This window comes from Caldisphaera sp. (assembly GCF_046536515.1).
GTDB lineage: Archaea > Thermoproteota > Thermoprotei_A > Sulfolobales > Acidilobaceae > Caldisphaera.
In genome coordinates, this window is record NZ_JAWDMQ010000002.1 from 1 (window position 1) to 14919 (window position 14919).

A 14919-nucleotide genomic window follows, 5' to 3' on the forward strand; every position below is an offset into this window, starting at 1 on the left:
AGGCTAACTAAATACTATAAGAGAGTAGGGAAGGTTGCAAAAGATTGGGAATATGATCCAAACACAGCTAAGCTTTTGGTAGCAGGTAGCAGCTAAAGCAAATTTATTAAATTTCTTATAAACAATAAAAAATTGAAATTTAGTGGTGAAAAATGATTTGCTAAAAATTAAAATTGAAAAGGGAGAAAATTTAGAAAAGCAGCAAACGTCATTTTCTAATAGTTTGGGAAAATTATTTCAGGAAGCTAAGGATAATGGTATTCTTAGAATAATTCTATATCCATCATTAGAAAACATTATTTCAAGTCTTATTTTATTCAATGTATCTTTGAATCTAAGCGTAAAGCCTTCAATTTCAATTAGGCTTAATCCACCTCAAAAAATAAATGAACCTACTATACTTATTGGTTATTCGAATCTGAACTATAAAACATCAGATATATCATCCGCGTTGATTTCTTTAGCTCACGAAATAAATAGTGTTCCAGTCGGAAATTCTACTTTTGTTGAAATAAACGGCAGTATAGGCTCTGGCATTTATCTTGCTTTAAAAGGATCAGACATTATTAATGTTAGACCAGAGTATGCTATATTATCAATGGCTTCATCATACGCAAGCAAATACGTTGATAATGCTGGGAAGTTTTATTCTCTCGATGAACTAGTTGTAAATAGAATTATATCTAATGATAGTAATTTGAAGATGGAAACAATTACAGGACTAAAAATATTCAGGCCTCTATCTATGGATTTTTGTAAATCATTATCTATAACTCTAAATCCTATATACCTTACCCTATCAAATGAAGATGTTTGCGAAAAACATCTAAGAGAAAATGGGTTAGAAGGTCTAATAAATAGTAACATAGGGAAAATAGATGACGAAACGATGAAAAATTTAATTATATCAATAATAAATTTGATGAAAAATATATCGAAGAGAAATATAGATCCATATGATTATGCAGGAGCTATGGAAATATCTACAGCTAGAATAGTAATGGAAGACCCTAGGGAAGTCATGTATTCAATAATGTTGCTTATGGATACAATGGGTTTTGATTCAGTTGTGGGATTGATATCTGATTATGAAAATGAATATCCTCCAATAATTCATCATCTTAAATATGCGGTGAATAAATCGGTAGATGTTATACTAAATAACAGATTTAGCAAAGTCAATCAAATAAATTTTGGAAAAGTTTATACAGTAAATGATGATAATCTTCCTATAGGAGCTATTCAACGGCAACTAAAGATTTTAGGACTTATTGAAAAGGATGCGATATTAGGATATTTAGATAACGGTATATTGAAACTGCCTGTATTATCTTTTGAAGAATCTATGGGTTACAATTCAGCTAGCAGGTTTGTACAAACTTTTAAGGCTGATTTTGATGGTGATTTTATATGGGTGAAGATAGCTTAGGTTGTACCGCTACATTAATTTTACCCTCAAAAGATGCATACATCTTAGCAAAATCGTTAAATCCGGATAATATTAAAGACGTTCCTAATTATTTGAGTATAGATTGTAAAAGTGATGATAAAAAGCTTATATGTGTAATAAAAGTTTTGGATTGTAATGATCCTAAAAGAATTATGTCTTTAAAAAACACTATCGATGATTTATTAATTAATATAAAATCTATAATAGATTCAATATAATTTTTTAATAAAAATAATGGCAAACCTACCCTCTAGGAGTAAGGTTTATGTTCTGAAAATATTAAATAAATGATGTTTCCTAAAGAAAAGTTGTAAAAGGCAATAATCTATTATAGTAGCCATAAATAGGTTAATAGAGTTTGGCCTTTATTGTGATTAGTAGTTACTTTTAATGACTATTAATCACAAGGCCTCATCACTCTTCTTCTCCTCCCCACGCCTAGGTTAGGGAGTATGGACTCCCAGCCACGACGTGGGAAGTTTCATTGGGTGCCTTCCTCCACCTCTCGACTGCTCATTGACTTCATTGTGGCACCTTCCGATTTAATGATAACGGAAAAGTTTATAAATTTTTCCGTGATTAATAACATATGGTAATAACATATGGTTCAAGTTATATTTCACTCAAAAATATCATCAATGGGTCATGACAAATATGGAGACCCAAAATACGCAATATACGTTCCAAAGAGCGTTCATGAGAAGATTAAGGGCTTATTGGACAGAGAGGTGATTGTAGTTGTTATCCTACCAGATGATTAATAAGCTAATGGGTTCTAAGGAAGCTATTGAAAACTTCCAATTCGTTACAATAAATGGTAGGGTTGAGTTTGATGAGTTGGGTAAAGTAACTAGAATTGCTTACTCTTACTCAAATGGTGTAAAGGCTGGGATTAACTTAGCTTTAAGAGGAGTTTCCCTAAAACGCGTTTTGCTAAGAAACATTTGCTAATTCACAGTGTTATTAAATCTTTAAGGTTGGGTTTTAACGCTGTGTTGGTTAATCCAAAGGGTACTACAAATTCTGAGGAGCATGAAAAGGTGATGAGGAAAAAGGGTTTTGATAGGCATATTGCATCAGCTTACTTAATAGCATTAAGGATTAGAAGTAATTAAAAATAACGAGTAGTTACGTAAAAATGTTACAGACTTTAGGAACCAATCAAGGAGAGAAGGAAGTCAGAGCACTTGGATGACTCTGGGATATCTCTTAAAAAGAAATTTTACTGTATTCCTTCGGTTTTCGGTAAGACAAAATATGTAAGTTAATTAAGGCCTTTCCTTATTTTGTAAACCCCTAATTAAGAAAGTGAAGAACACTTTTAACGTAACTAAAACAATTTACAAAACATTATTTAAATTTATCTATATTCTAGGGGGCTGGACTTTCAATATTTTGTAATGGTTTAGGAAGTTCTATAACCTTTTGTTTTATTATTTCAACTTTTCTAACATTGCATATTTTCTTGGCTGCTTTAGTTATTTCTTGAGCCAAACTTCCCTCTTGTTCGCTAAAAACTGCTAATTTTACAAACTCATCAAAAGTTAACTGGCTTCCTTTACTTTCTATTATATCTCTCATAATGTTTCTAATAGCCTGCTTTTGGCTTGTTTTACATCTATATTGTGTAAACACAGCTGATGTAACTCTTATCTTTGCGCCATCTTTTGTTGTTACATTTAATATTATAGCAATTTTGCTACTTCTTCTCCTAGTTAGGCTTCTTAAATAATCCCTTAGTAGTTCATGGCCTTTAAATACTGTATAGGCGTTATCCTCATTTATTGAATTGATTTGGAACTTAAGCTTAGTATTTACATGAGAGTAATCTCCTGTTATATCGAAGAGGGTTATTTCAACTGTTCTTTTAATAACTTTTTCTTCGGAATCTGCTGGAGTTAACCCTATTTGTATTTTTCCAAAAGCATCTGGAGATATTACATTATACCATCTCTTTAACTTCCAAGTATCTTTTACTGAAGCCTTTGTCCTCTGCCTTGGCAACTTATCACACCTTATTTCTTATCGCACATTTAGAAATAAAAGTTCGAGGTTTTAAATACTTTGTAGTGTATTCTTAATTTATGTTAATTTAATACAAAATTAAATAAGAATTAAATATTTTAAAAAGCTATATCATTAAAGATTATGGTAAAATATTAATGATTTTTAATGACTTTTTGTGTTTATAAAACTAGAAAACAATATATAGCTCTATTTTTAAATAAAATTATAACCTAGAAAGAGAGCCAATTCAAGAATAGGATGGTAAGTTTGGACGAAATTAATATTAAATTCTATAATAATGAAGAAAATATTTTGTGCGATATATGCGGTAAGAAAAAAGCATCATATAAATGCAAAATATGTAATAGAAATGTATGCGAAGATGATTTTTATAAAGAAGAAGGTATATGTAAGATCTGTGCTATTTCTTTATGCCAAATATGTAAAACAAGGCTTTCGGTAACTTATTGTCAATATTGTGGGAGATTAGTTTGCACAGAGGATTCAATTCAATTGGATAATGTAAGAAGGATTTGCATAGATTGTTATAATAAAAAGAAACATCAAGATATTATAACTAACAAAGAATATATTCAAGGAGCAATTAGGCTTGCAAAAAGAATAATAAAATTATAGATTAATTAGTTATTGCAAAGGGCATTCTACTGAGTCCCTTGAATCTGGGAAGGGGAGCTAGTAAGGGATAGGGGTAATTGGTTAAAGACCCAGCCATTGGTTTACCGCTGGACGAATGGAGCGGAGTGGGTAAAACCCGCAGCTATGAAGTGATGAAGGCAGTAAATTAAAAACCTATGAACTACTCTATAGGAACCCTCATCCTTTAGGGTGGGGAGAAATTCAGTAAAATTAAATAGTATTGAAAAATACTAATTATGTTTACTGTTTACAAAATAAATAGATATAGTTAATACCTTCCAGCTAAAATAAGATAACTGGGGGCTAAGGATTAATGAAAGCTAAAGACCAAATAAAAGTAGACATTGATAATAGTAAAATTATAGTAGATGGGAGAAATTATGATTCAACTCACGTATTAATACAGGGAGCTAATCAGGTATCAGGCGAGATAAATGCATCTCAAGTCAAATTGGCAGTAATATTTAAGGAAATGCCGCAAGTAGAGCCAACTATGGAGGAAGCGATAAAAGTAGTTTCAAGCGGATCAGAATTTTTTATAGATGTTTTGGGTGAAAAAACAAAAAATGAGGCAGAAACAGAGGAAGGATACATTCTCTCAGGTGATATAATAACAATAAAATTTGAATCTGATGAAAATGGTGAAGAGCTGTTAATGAAAGTACCAAACGTGGGTGCGTTGAGAACAAACAAGCTTTATATAGACCTAGAAGGAGAAATTTCATCAAACATAATAGTACAACCCTTTATAATAGGAGCGATAAGTGTAAGGGGTCCAATCAAAGTTAAGGTCCAAGTATCAGGTGATTCTGTAAGGGTATTAAGAGAAGATTATAAAGCAAATAATGAAGAAAAGAAAATAGTTAGTGAGTCTACAGCACAAAATTCGTAATTAAAATATTTAAAATATTTTTAAATTTATTTAAAAATCTTTATTGTAAATATTTAAAATATTTTAAATTATGCATCAATTTATATCGTCATTAGGAGATTCTTCTAGCTTTTTCATTACTACAGGATTTTTAACCTTATTTAGTTCTTCTTGAGGTACATATTTAGGCAAGCTATATCTAGTATGGGTTAGTTCTGCAATTTCGTTTTTAGCCTTGAGACCGCTTAAAATTCTCCTCAACCTGTCTTCTCCAACAATTCCTTGAAATATTACTTTTAGGTCTCTCCAACTGATGGGAATTTTCGCCTCTTCTAGCACAGCTAATACTAATTTTTCTATATCAGAGTCATCTAGAGCTGTTGTAACGCTAAGCCCTGATTCATCGACTAAAGATGATTGGAGGTTCTCATATTCCTTGAATATTTTGGCTCTAATTGATTCTATTAATTCTTTTTTGGTCTGGTCATCAGTAGATAACGGCATTTCGCTCACCTCTTTATCCTATATATATAGAATAACCAAGGTATATAAAGTATTATATATGTTTTAACTCTTATACCTATTAAATTTTTACTTAAATAATTAAAATTTATTTTAATTAAAAAGTTGAAATTTTTGGCTTATAGTATGGATTTTTTGGTGGAATTACTTTTAGCAATGCTAATTATTCTACTTAAGATAGAATTGATTTAACTTAACATTGTTTATGGGACAAAAGTCCTCTTATATAGGATATTATCCGTTTGTTCCCATAATTTCATTTTAATCATTTTTATTCATGATCAAGTGTAGGGACTTAGCCCTTACAACTGAAAGCCTCGCCCTTTAGGGCGGGAATGAAAAAAGTTTTTTAAGTTTAAATACTTAAAATTGAGATAGTTGCCAAAGGGGTATGCGTCACTGAAATATGAGTATGCATCTACCCCAACTAACAAGTGTAATAAAATAGGGTTCCAAGCCGATCAACTCTTAAGGCATGAGGAGCGGGAGCCGATTTCTCCCGCAATATCGGTTTGGGGGATAATAGAGTAGCACCCGTAAAGGGGTGTAACCCTTAAGACCTCAGGGAATTCCTGCCCTTCAGGGCGGGGAGGAGGTCAGTAATCCCATGCCTAAGTCTAGAATTTTTGTTACTCCCCATACTCTCCTTAGCCTTGAAAGAAAACTTACCAACGATAACCTTAGCCTTTAAATCCCTAGCCAGCTCGGTTATCCTCTTAACTTCCTTAGTATGTTTAGTTTACTCTATTATTTGCTTTTATTAATTTATTTACATTTAAATATTTCATGAGACTCTACGTCTCTATTAACGATGCATCCTGGGTATATTAATGCATAAGAACCTATCCTTTTCCCTGGCAATATAGATACATTTATACCTGTTTGCGCATGATCTCCTATTATAGAACCTAATTTTTCCATACCTGTATCTATAACATCTTGTTTTACCTTCATTTTTATAGGTTTATGATCAAATCTAAGATTTGCTGTTATTGTACCAGCTCCTAGGTTTACATACTCTCCTACGATGCTATCTCCAACATAATTAAAATGAGGTAATTTTGCATGTTTCATTACTATAGATCCTTTCACCTCAACTGAATAGCCAACGCTAGAACCATCCATTAATATAGTATATGGTCTTATGTGAGATGTAGGTCCTATTGAAACTTTTCCAGAGATGTAAGCCGGCCCTTCTATAATAGTATAAGGTTTTATTTCGGTATTTTTATCTATAAATACATTCCCTTTGATTATAACTGTTTCATGCACATCTCCCATAATTACTTTATCTTTTACCTCCTCTTCTAATGCTAATCTATTTGCAAGTAATAGTTCCCAAGGCCTTCCTATATCTTGCCATTCGTTTCTAGGTATTTTTAAAACTGAAACGTCAAATTCCTTAGCCATGTCATTTATTGCATCGGTTACTTCATATTCATTTCTAGGAGAAAGCCTTAAATTATCTAAATATTTTTTTGCTTCATAAGGGAGCCTAATTATGCCGGCAAAGATCATGTTGGATTGGTATTCATTGTTTTTAGGTTTTTCTTTTATTTCCTTAACAATTTCATTATCAATTTTAACTACTCCATAATTCACGGGATTATTTGATTCGGTAACAACTATGCCAGGTGATTTCAACTTTATCAAATTATTGTAAACATTGTTCGATAAATATAAATCAGAATAAACTATAAGGTAATCGCCTTCTCCTCCATATTCCATTGCTAATTTAATAGCATGTCCTGTTCCTTTTTCCTCTAACTGGTCTACATATGTAATGTTTTTGTTATTTTCAATACAATTATTTATAGTATCGATAACTTGTTCCTTTTTATATGATATTATAATTATAATTTGATCAAAGTTTAAGTTTTTAATAAGTTTTTCAAGGTGCCTGCATATTAAAGGTTTGTTTAATATAGGCATAAGCGTTTTTTGTTTTGTTTCTGTCAAAGGCTTCAGTCTTTCCCCTTTACCTCCAGCTAACAAAACAAGTTTCATTATTTTCACCTATATAATTTTTCTAATTCTCCATGGTTTATTATTTTTATCTACCTCGATTATTTTCATGCTTTCTAATGAATTTAAATAACCCAGAATGCTCCTTGCGGCTATATATAAAAGGGGTCCATAAAGATCTGGATAAAGTTTGGGTAATAACTCATCAATTGAAACCCAATCTCTATTTATTAAAGAACTTAGTTGCAACATTTTCTTTTCTTTGCCAGCTATTATATCGGTTAGCCATTGCTGGACTTCGATTCTTGCTATGTCTGGTCCGTGTCCAGGATGAATATAGTTCCAATCATTAAGAGTAAGCACTTTTATCATAGATTCTTGATATTTTAAAAAATCAAGGAGGGTAAGGCCCCCTCCCGGCAATATATTATCTCCTGGGAAGAAATGATCTGATATAAAATAGCATACATGATCATCGCTATGGCCTGGGCATTTTATATATTTAACTATATTTTGTTTTACAGGCTCACAGTCATCTATTGGAATATATTCATTGCTCTCTAACGCATTAATTACATTATCATAATAATTTATTGTTTTGTTGATTATTAGCTTTATTTGGTCGTTTATTTTTGTAGATTTTTCATCGTATCCAAATACCTCTGCTATTCTCATTGCGCTGTACTTGAAATTTCCTTGAATTAATTGTTTATACGTATCCGGGTTCATGCATACATTTTTATTCTTAATACCAGTTATTCCATAAACATGGTCCCAATGTCCATGAGTGATTAAAATATAATTAACCTGATCTATATATTTTACCAGACCGTTCTCTGATGCTCCACTATCAATAAATATATTATATTTGCTATTTTTTACCAAATAATAGTTTGCTGGTCTATCTAATGGGACATTATAGCTTTCTAGTCTGATAATTTCCATACTATTTTTCCCATGAAAGAGATAAAATTTAGGGGTTAAAAATATGAACTAAAAATCTTTTGAATCTAAGTTAAAAAAGTAGATATCTTTTTTGTTTTTAATAATTAGTCAGGTGGATTAGGACTCCTCATCGGTGTAAACCTTGGATAGTCCGGGTTCTTCACATCATCCATATATTTTGTATGTGATTAGGGTATTTAAATTGTAAGTTTATGAGAAATAAAAATTCTCTGAAACTATTAGACTATGCATAAAATATTTTTAAATTAAAGCAAAACATTTTTAAAAATTTTGGTAAATACTTTTTGAGCTTTAAGATGGAGTTTAATAAGGATACAAACTGAATTTTTACCTATTTTCCTTATATGAGTCGTAATATTATACTAAGATCGGTGCATAGAATTGTCAAGTGTTGATGAATTTAAAAATATCGATAATCTAATGTTCCCTCTAGGGCAGATATCAGATGAAGAAGGAAAAGAACTAATTAATCAAATAGTTAATTTGTTGAGTAGAGCAGAGACTCAAAGTGCAAATATTAAATTGCAGTTTTCAACATATGCTAGCATGTTATTTGATGAACTAATAACAAAAATAAATCTTAGGCTTTATGCACAGAAAGGATTAAGCGTTATAGGATATCCATTAGCAGATGCTGTCGATTTGATAGATTGTTTAGGTGAAAGAGCTATAATGAGTCTTTTGGTAAATGCTGTCAGGATATTTAATAATGAAGAGGCAGAGTTTGATAATGATATATTAGACATATATTCAGATTGTCTTGGTTGGCTAAAGAAGCCCTCTGATTTAGACAAAATAACTTTAGCTGCAGCTATCTTTGTTTCTTTTACAGGGGCATTAAATAAATGGCTTAATAGTTTAAATTAATTTTAATTAGAAATTAGTTTTATTTAAGTTTTAGTTTTAACTAAATTTCATAATAATTTAAAATTTTGAATAATATAAAAAATTTAAATATAACTTCATTACTATAAAGAACTAGGATAAGCCTTGGTTAATCCCATAGGTTCATGGGTAGGATTTGGCTATTGGGGAGAAAGAGTTCTTAGCATGGTTGGTATAGGTATTCATTGGGGCATCTTACAATACGTTTTAGGATTACCTTTTGCAGCATTTATATTGCAATTGATTTATTTAAGAACAAAGGATAAAGATTATTTAAGGATTTCAAAGACATTAGTTAAAGCTATGGCAATAGTTTTCGCAGTAGGTGCAGCAACTGGGACCTTAGTTGAATTTGGCTTAATTGTAGTATGGCCAAATGTATTGACTGCTGTAGGTAAGTGGCTTTATTTCCCTATGTACGCTGAGGTTTTTGCATTTATAATGGAAGTTATGATAACATACCTTTTATATTATGGGTGGGATAAGCTATCAGATGTTACTAGAACTATATTAACGTTTTTTGCATTTATTGGTCCTTGGTATTCAGGAGCAATGATACTTTCTGCTAATGCTTACATGAACGTCCCAACAGGACTACTCCCAGATTATAATGCAACAACAGGCCAATGGCTCTATTCTCTTGGATATCCTAAGCTTTTATTAGACGTTCCATCTGCATACGTTGCTATACTAAACGTTACGAAACTAGAATCATTGGGTATGACAATTAAGGGTACAGCAAGTGATGGAGTATTGGTATATGTTCCAGTCTCAATAGTTAATAGATTGGTATACGAGTCCTTTAATCATTATACTGTAAATCAAAGCATATTAAAAGCAGTCCTAAATAGTAATGTGTTGTCTAATCAAGCGGTATTGCAAACACCAGTATTGAATATCGTTAATGCCATAATGGATTCAACAGTAAAATATTTTGGGATATATACTTATTTATTCCAATCACCTGACTTTATACCAACATTGCTTCATAGTATAGGGGCGGGATTAGTAGTAACAGGCTTCACCATGATTGCAGGATTTGGGACTAGATATATGAGCGTTAAAGATGAAAAATATAAGAAATATTTAGAAAAGGCATTAAAATTTTCAATAGTATTTTCATTAATTGTAATAATATATGAAGGTTTAATAGCGGGAGACATGATGGGGAAAACAGTTGCTAAATATAATCCTGAGAAGTTTGCTGCTATAGAAGGAACTCAGCCAGGATTTACATCTATTGCTAGCTTATTGCATTTAGATAAAGCAGAAGCGTTTTTAGCATATGGTTCATTTTCCGCTCACCTACCTAACTACTCGCAAATACCACAACTTTGGGGGCAATTGGGTAATTTTGGTGTAAACGTGTCTAGCTATTTACCTCCGTTGATAGTTGACTACTCATATTATGCTATGGTAATTGTAGGAGTTTTGCTAGGATTTTATGCGTTAATATTAACTGGATATTTGCTATTTAAAGGAGTTAGCAAAATAAATAGATTCTGGTTATATTTAGCAATTCCAGGAGCGGTCTTAGCCCAGTTTGCAAGCTTAATGGGATGGGGTACGAGAGAGATAGGAAGATTACCATGGATAGTTTATGGTGTAATGACATTGAATGTTGGAAGCACTTTAAATCAACCAACATTATGGCAAGATATTTTGGTAAGCCTCTTCTATACAGTAATAGTTATTGCTTTGATTTACACCGTTTATAGATTCCTTTGGATACCGAGCAAAAGGGAGGTTTTAGAAGAGGTGAAATGAAATGTTTATGGTATCTGTTTTTTGGCTAGCGTTTAACTTCGGGATTCATATCGTTTTAGTAAATATAATAATAGGGTTAGCGGTATTGGTGCCTTTGTTTAAATATCTTGGTATGAAAAGAAATGATTCAGACTTAATTAATTTATCAAGAAAAATGATGAAATGGTATGCTGTTACATATGGTGTTGCAGGAGTATTTGGTACAGCTTTTACCGTGTTTTTATTTTCTTTTTACCCATTCTTTACAGATGTAATAGGTAATTTATTGCTTATTCCCTTTGGTATATCAATTGTATTTGTTGGTCTAAACTTCTTCAGTTTGATTGCATATTGGTATGGTTGGGACCACTGGAGTTCGAAAACGCATAACCTGATAGGAATACTTATGGGAGCTTCGGCTATTATGATTCCATTTGGGTTCAGGCAGGTTTTTGCATTTTTAAATGAGCCCACAGGATTAACTTTTACGTCAACTAACCAGCCATACTTAAATGTGCTTATGGCATATACTAATCCAACTTTCTGGCCAATATACTTTAAGAGTATAGACGGTGCCCTTACAGCTGGTATGATTTCTACTATGGGAGGATTTGGCCTTATATATATAATTAATAGTGAAAATAAAAAATATTTTGAAAAATCAGTCAACATGTTATTATTACCTTCGTTTATAGGTTTACTTTTAATGATTCCTTTAGGATTTTGGTACTTAGAATCTTTATCGGGAATACCATATAAATTTAACAATATAATGGGAGGACTAGGATGGATTGTAGGAAATGATGGGGTATCATATAATTTTAGCTGGCTTTTTGTGTTGAGTATGCTTTTAACTGCGATACAAGTGCTTGCATTAGTTTACATTTTCTATAAAGGAATTAAAGGATCTTTAATAACTAAAGGTACCGCATACTCATCCATACTCGCAGCAGCATCTGCTATAGGCACAATAGAAAGCATGGAAATGTTAAATGCATTTAGCCAATTTCCAAGGTTTATAGCATCTTTAGGAAATCAACAAATTGCATCACTTCCATATCCATGGAATGTTACTCTATCGAGCGCGTTGAACTTAATAGATTATAATACTTTGGCGGCAGCGCCTTTTGCAACCTTCTTTACATCAGTAATGATGGCATTAATGATAGTAGTTCTGGGAGTTTTCATCTATGTTATATTATTTAAAAAGTAATTTTTTTATAAAAATTAAACATATAATGCATAAAGTTAAAATTCAAATATATTTAAAAACAGATTAGAACAAGTTGAATATAAGTGGTGGTAAAGATGCCAAAAGAGATGATATGCAGCTTTTGCGGAAAATCAATAGAGCCAGGAACAGGGAGAATGTATATAGGGCTAAGAGGAGAAATTCTATGGTTCTGCAGCAGCAAATGCTATAAAAATTCAATTAAGCTTAGCAGGAAACCTAGGGAATTGAAGTGGGTAACAAAGCTTTCTAGGAAAACTATTTGATTGCAAAACAAATTTGTGTTGTTTAAATTATAGGATTTTAGCCTTATTTTAGAAGCAAATGTTATATAAGTATATTTAAATTCTCAGTATAACCTAAAATTTTGGTGAGAGATACATGGCAATGGCTGCACCTCCATCTGCATACGATAGGGCTATAACTATATTTTCACCTGATGGTGAACTATACCAAGTTAGGTACGCATTTGAAGCTGTTAAAAAAGGTTGGACGAGCTTAGGCATAATGGTTACTCAAGGAGTCGTTTTGGCTGCTGAAAAAAGAAAAATGCTTCCATTACTTGATCTTGAAGGAGTAGAAAAGATCTATAAAGTTGATGATCATATAGGAGTAACCTTTGCCGGCATGGGTAGTGATGGTAGAGTTTTGATTGATTACGCAAGGCAAGTATCTATAAGACATAGACTAACTTATGGAGAAGCTCCTTCAGTTGAGTATATAACAAAAGCAGTTGCCGATATAAAACAAGCTTATACTCAACATGGCGGATTCAGACCTTTCGGTGTCGCTCTAATATTTGGCGGAGTTAATAGCGATAACATACCAAAACTTTTTAGGACAGAACCAGGTGGTCAATACTTTAGTTATTATGCAGTTGCAATAGGTTTAGGAGGAGATGTTGCAAACAGCTATATGGAAAAACAATATAATAAGGATATGAGTTTAAGCGATGCTATAGAGTTAGCTGTCAAATCTTTATTTAAGAGCAGGGCTGCAACAAGCGATGAAAAGAAAGAAGAATTAATAAACAACTTCGGTCAATACGTAGAAATAGCATATATAGATACGAAACAAAAAGTATTTACAAGATTAAGTGAAAAAGAAATAAATGATATAGCTATTGATAATAAAGGGGAATTATTGAGCTAGCTATTTTTAAAAGATAGAGATAAAATTTAGTATATCTGTTTTTAATATATTAAGATGTATGGTGGTGAAATTGACAAAGAAACAGGAATTTATAATAGCATGGATTGAAATAAAAGGTCAAAAATTTGAAATTCCAGTAAAACCAGATTTGGCATTTAAATTTAGAGAAGGCGAAAAAGTTAGTATATCAGAAGTTTTGTGGGCCGATACTATTTTTAAGGATGTTAAAAAAGGATTAAAGGCAAGCCCCGATTCATTAAAGAAAGCTTTTGGAACTGATGATATAATTAAAATAGCAGAAAAAATCTTGAGAGAAGGTCAAATTCAGTTAACTGAGGAAGAAAGAAAGAAGATGATTGAAGCAAAGCGAAAGCAGATAATTAATTATATTGTAAAAAATACTATTGACCCTAAAGCGGGAAAGCCGATTCCAGAACAAAGAATTGAAAATGCTTTGGATCAAATTAGATTAAACATAGATCCCTTTAAAGCAGCTGAAGCACAGGCATTAGAAGCAGTTAAAAAGCTGTCTATACTAATGCCAATTAAAATAGCCAAAGCTTTATTGGAAATATCTATACCTTCAGAATATTCGTCAAGAGCTTATAAGGAAATTCAGAGATTAGGAGAAGTGAAGAAGACTAATTGGGGATCTGATGGTAGTTTAAAAGTAGAACTTGAAATACCCGCAGGTGCCCAACTAGAGGTGATAGATAAGATTCAAACGCTTGCAAAGGGGCAAGCAAATGTATCTGTTAAGGTGGTATAATCATGAATGTAACCAGAAGGGTGTTAGTTCCAGGAGAAAAAATAGAAGGGGTAAATATTTCAGATTTTTATGTTTATGATTATAAGAACGAAAAAAGGGTTTCAATAATAGGCGTTATAGATCTAAAACAAGAAGGGCAGGTGTCTTATTCTCCTCTGAATGGAGTTTATTTACCTAAAGAAGGCGATACGGTTATTGGATTAGTTACATCTCACGGAGTAGCTAATTGGTTTTTGGATATAAATTCTCCTTATCAAGCTATATTAAGCGTTCAAGATTTCTTTGGGTCTAAACAAAGCAGCCAATTACCAGATGATCCTTTTAAATATCTTCAGATAGGTGAGTATGTTAAAGCAAAAATCGCGGCGTTTGATAGGATTAGAAACCCTTTATTAACAGTTCAGGATAAAGGTTTGGGAAAAATTGTTGAAGGCATAGTTGTTGCTGTACATCCAACTAGAGTTCCAAGAATTATAGGCAAAAAGGGGTCTATGATAGAAATGTTAAAGAACACAACAGGCTGTGAATTTTTTGTTGCTGTTAATGGTATGATTCATATAAAATGTCAAAATGAACAATTGGAAAATATAGCATCAAATGCAGTTAAAATGATAGAATTACAATCTCACATAACTGGACTGACAGAAAAAGTTAAGAAATTCATAGAGGAGGAAAGGAAAGTAAGAGGTGCGTAAAAT

Annotated in this window: 18 protein-coding genes and 2 pseudogenes; 15 read left to right on the forward strand and 5 right to left on the reverse strand. The window is 32.0% G+C overall.

From position 1 onward, the window contains the following. The first annotated feature begins 142 nt into the window (after positions 1-142). The 5 genes and pseudogenes from RXO53_RS00505 to RXO53_RS00525 all read left to right on the forward strand — a co-directional run. A complete protein-coding gene (locus tag RXO53_RS00505; RefSeq protein ID WP_410712329.1) occupies positions 143-1429 on the forward strand; it encodes a hypothetical protein in 1287 nt (428 codons plus the stop codon). Continuing rightward, on the forward strand, positions 1411-1668 hold the full coding sequence (locus RXO53_RS00510; protein ID WP_410712330.1) for a KEOPS complex subunit Pcc1: 258 nt from the start codon (positions 1411-1413) through the stop codon (positions 1666-1668). Before RXO53_RS00505 ends, RXO53_RS00510 begins: the two co-directional genes overlap by 19 nt. A gap of 384 nt (positions 1669-2052) precedes the next feature. After that, positions 2053-2211, forward strand: coding sequence for a hypothetical protein (locus tag RXO53_RS00515; protein ID WP_410712331.1), 159 nt, complete (start codon positions 2053-2055; stop codon positions 2209-2211). Beyond that, the gene (locus RXO53_RS00520) at positions 2189-2401 is read left to right on the forward strand and encodes a hypothetical protein (RefSeq protein ID WP_410712332.1); all 213 of its coding nucleotides are present in this window, start codon (positions 2189-2191) and stop codon (positions 2399-2401) included. The genes RXO53_RS00515 and RXO53_RS00520 overlap by 23 nt, the downstream gene beginning before the upstream one ends. Then, positions 2374-2565 (forward strand): annotated as a pseudogene (locus tag RXO53_RS00525) (hypothetical protein); the annotation flags it as partial. The gene RXO53_RS00520 and the pseudogene RXO53_RS00525, both read left to right, overlap by 28 nt. Before the next feature lie 256 nt (positions 2566-2821). On the opposite strand, the gene RXO53_RS00530 reads toward RXO53_RS00525, so the two are convergent. Next, positions 2822-3454 (reverse strand): 30S ribosomal protein S3ae, encoded by a 633-nt coding sequence (locus RXO53_RS00530; protein ID WP_410712333.1) that lies wholly within the window; start codon positions 3452-3454, stop codon positions 2822-2824. Between the two features lie 270 nt (positions 3455-3724). On the opposite strand from RXO53_RS00530, the gene RXO53_RS00535 reads away from it, so the two are divergent. Beyond that, positions 3725-4093, forward strand: coding sequence for a hypothetical protein (locus RXO53_RS00535; protein ID WP_410712334.1), 369 nt, complete (start codon positions 3725-3727; stop codon positions 4091-4093). A 334-nt stretch (positions 4094-4427) separates the two neighbouring features. Further along, the gene (locus RXO53_RS00540; protein WP_410712335.1) at positions 4428-5006 is read left to right on the forward strand and encodes a hypothetical protein; all 579 of its coding nucleotides are present in this window, start codon (positions 4428-4430) and stop codon (positions 5004-5006) included. A gap of 75 nt (positions 5007-5081) precedes the next feature. Here the strand turns inward: RXO53_RS00540 and RXO53_RS00545 are convergent, their stop codons facing one another. Next, the gene (locus RXO53_RS00545) at positions 5082-5489 is read right to left on the reverse strand and encodes a hypothetical protein (protein ID WP_410712336.1); all 408 of its coding nucleotides are present in this window, start codon (positions 5487-5489) and stop codon (positions 5082-5084) included. 396 nt (positions 5490-5885) lie between these two features. Here RXO53_RS00545 and RXO53_RS00550 point away from each other — a divergent pair, with 396 nt between their 5' ends. Continuing rightward, the gene (locus RXO53_RS00550) at positions 5886-6038 is read left to right on the forward strand and encodes a hypothetical protein (RefSeq protein ID WP_410712337.1); all 153 of its coding nucleotides are present in this window, start codon (positions 5886-5888) and stop codon (positions 6036-6038) included. Positions 6039-6108: 70 nt separating this feature from the next. Here the strand turns inward: RXO53_RS00550 and RXO53_RS00555 are convergent. From RXO53_RS00555 to RXO53_RS00565, 3 genes and pseudogenes are all read right to left on the reverse strand, one after another. Beyond that, a pseudogene (locus tag RXO53_RS00555) lies at positions 6109-6234 on the reverse strand (IS200/IS605 family accessory protein TnpB-related protein); the annotation flags it as partial. A 38-nt stretch (positions 6235-6272) separates the two neighbouring features. Next, the gene (gene glmU, locus RXO53_RS00560; RefSeq protein ID WP_410712338.1) at positions 6273-7514 is read right to left on the reverse strand and encodes a bifunctional sugar-1-phosphate nucleotidylyltransferase/acetyltransferase; all 1242 of its coding nucleotides are present in this window, start codon (positions 7512-7514) and stop codon (positions 6273-6275) included. Between the two features lie 9 nt (positions 7515-7523). After that, entirely contained in the window at positions 7524-8417 is an 894-nt protein-coding gene (locus RXO53_RS00565) for an MBL fold metallo-hydrolase (protein ID WP_410712339.1), read from the reverse strand. A gap of 402 nt (positions 8418-8819) precedes the next feature. Between RXO53_RS00565 and RXO53_RS00570 the strand changes: the two genes are divergently transcribed. The 7 genes from RXO53_RS00570 (at position 8820) to rrp4 (ending at position 14916) form a co-directional block, all read left to right on the forward strand. Continuing rightward, positions 8820-9305: a hypothetical protein gene (locus tag RXO53_RS00570; RefSeq protein WP_410712340.1), complete on the forward strand. Its 486-nt coding sequence runs from the start codon at positions 8820-8822 to the stop codon at positions 9303-9305. Between the two features lie 123 nt (positions 9306-9428). Further along, complete coding sequence (locus tag RXO53_RS00575; RefSeq protein ID WP_410712341.1) at positions 9429-11090, forward strand: cytochrome ubiquinol oxidase subunit I; 1662 nt, start codon at positions 9429-9431, stop codon at positions 11088-11090. Between the two features lies 1 nt (position 11091). Then, positions 11092-12282: a cytochrome ubiquinol oxidase subunit I gene (locus RXO53_RS00580; RefSeq protein ID WP_410712342.1), complete on the forward strand. Its 1191-nt coding sequence runs from the start codon at positions 11092-11094 to the stop codon at positions 12280-12282. A gap of 95 nt (positions 12283-12377) precedes the next feature. Next, positions 12378-12566, forward strand: a complete 189-nt coding sequence (locus tag RXO53_RS00585) for a 50S ribosomal protein L24e (RefSeq protein ID WP_410712343.1) — start codon at positions 12378-12380, stop codon at positions 12564-12566. A gap of 115 nt (positions 12567-12681) precedes the next feature. Beyond that, positions 12682-13452, forward strand: a complete 771-nt coding sequence (psmA, locus tag RXO53_RS00590; protein WP_410712344.1) for an archaeal proteasome endopeptidase complex subunit alpha — start codon at positions 12682-12684, stop codon at positions 13450-13452. Between the two features lie 70 nt (positions 13453-13522). Next, on the forward strand, positions 13523-14221 hold the full coding sequence (locus tag RXO53_RS00595) for a ribosome assembly factor SBDS (RefSeq protein ID WP_410712345.1): 699 nt from the start codon (positions 13523-13525) through the stop codon (positions 14219-14221). Between the two features lie 2 nt (positions 14222-14223). Further along, positions 14224-14916, forward strand: coding sequence for an exosome complex RNA-binding protein Rrp4 (gene rrp4 / locus RXO53_RS00600; RefSeq protein ID WP_410712346.1), 693 nt, complete (start codon positions 14224-14226; stop codon positions 14914-14916). Positions 14917-14919: the final 3 nt, after the last annotated feature.

Coding starts and splice junctions, on each gene's coding strand:
- RXO53_RS00515 (WP_410712331.1), top strand. CDS start 2,053: ATGGTTCAAGTTATATTTCACTCAAAAATATCATCAATGGGTCATGAC.
- RXO53_RS00545 (WP_410712336.1), bottom strand. CDS start 5,489: ATGCCGTTATCTACTGATGACCAGACCAAAAAAGAATTAATAGAATCA.
- RXO53_RS00585 (WP_410712343.1), top strand. CDS start 12,378: ATGCCAAAAGAGATGATATGCAGCTTTTGCGGAAAATCAATAGAGCCA.
- RXO53_RS00540 (WP_410712335.1), top strand. CDS start 4,428: ATGAAAGCTAAAGACCAAATAAAAGTAGACATTGATAATAGTAAAATT.
- RXO53_RS00580 (WP_410712342.1), top strand. CDS start 11,092: ATGTTTATGGTATCTGTTTTTTGGCTAGCGTTTAACTTCGGGATTCAT.
- psmA (WP_410712344.1), top strand. CDS start 12,682: ATGGCAATGGCTGCACCTCCATCTGCATACGATAGGGCTATAACTATA.
- glmU (WP_410712338.1), bottom strand. CDS start 7,514: ATGAAACTTGTTTTGTTAGCTGGAGGTAAAGGGGAAAGACTGAAGCCT.
- rrp4 (WP_410712346.1), top strand. CDS start 14,224: ATGAATGTAACCAGAAGGGTGTTAGTTCCAGGAGAAAAAATAGAAGGG.
- RXO53_RS00510 (WP_410712330.1), top strand. CDS start 1,411: ATGGGTGAAGATAGCTTAGGTTGTACCGCTACATTAATTTTACCCTCA.
- RXO53_RS00565 (WP_410712339.1), bottom strand. CDS start 8,417: ATGGAAATTATCAGACTAGAAAGCTATAATGTCCCATTAGATAGACCA.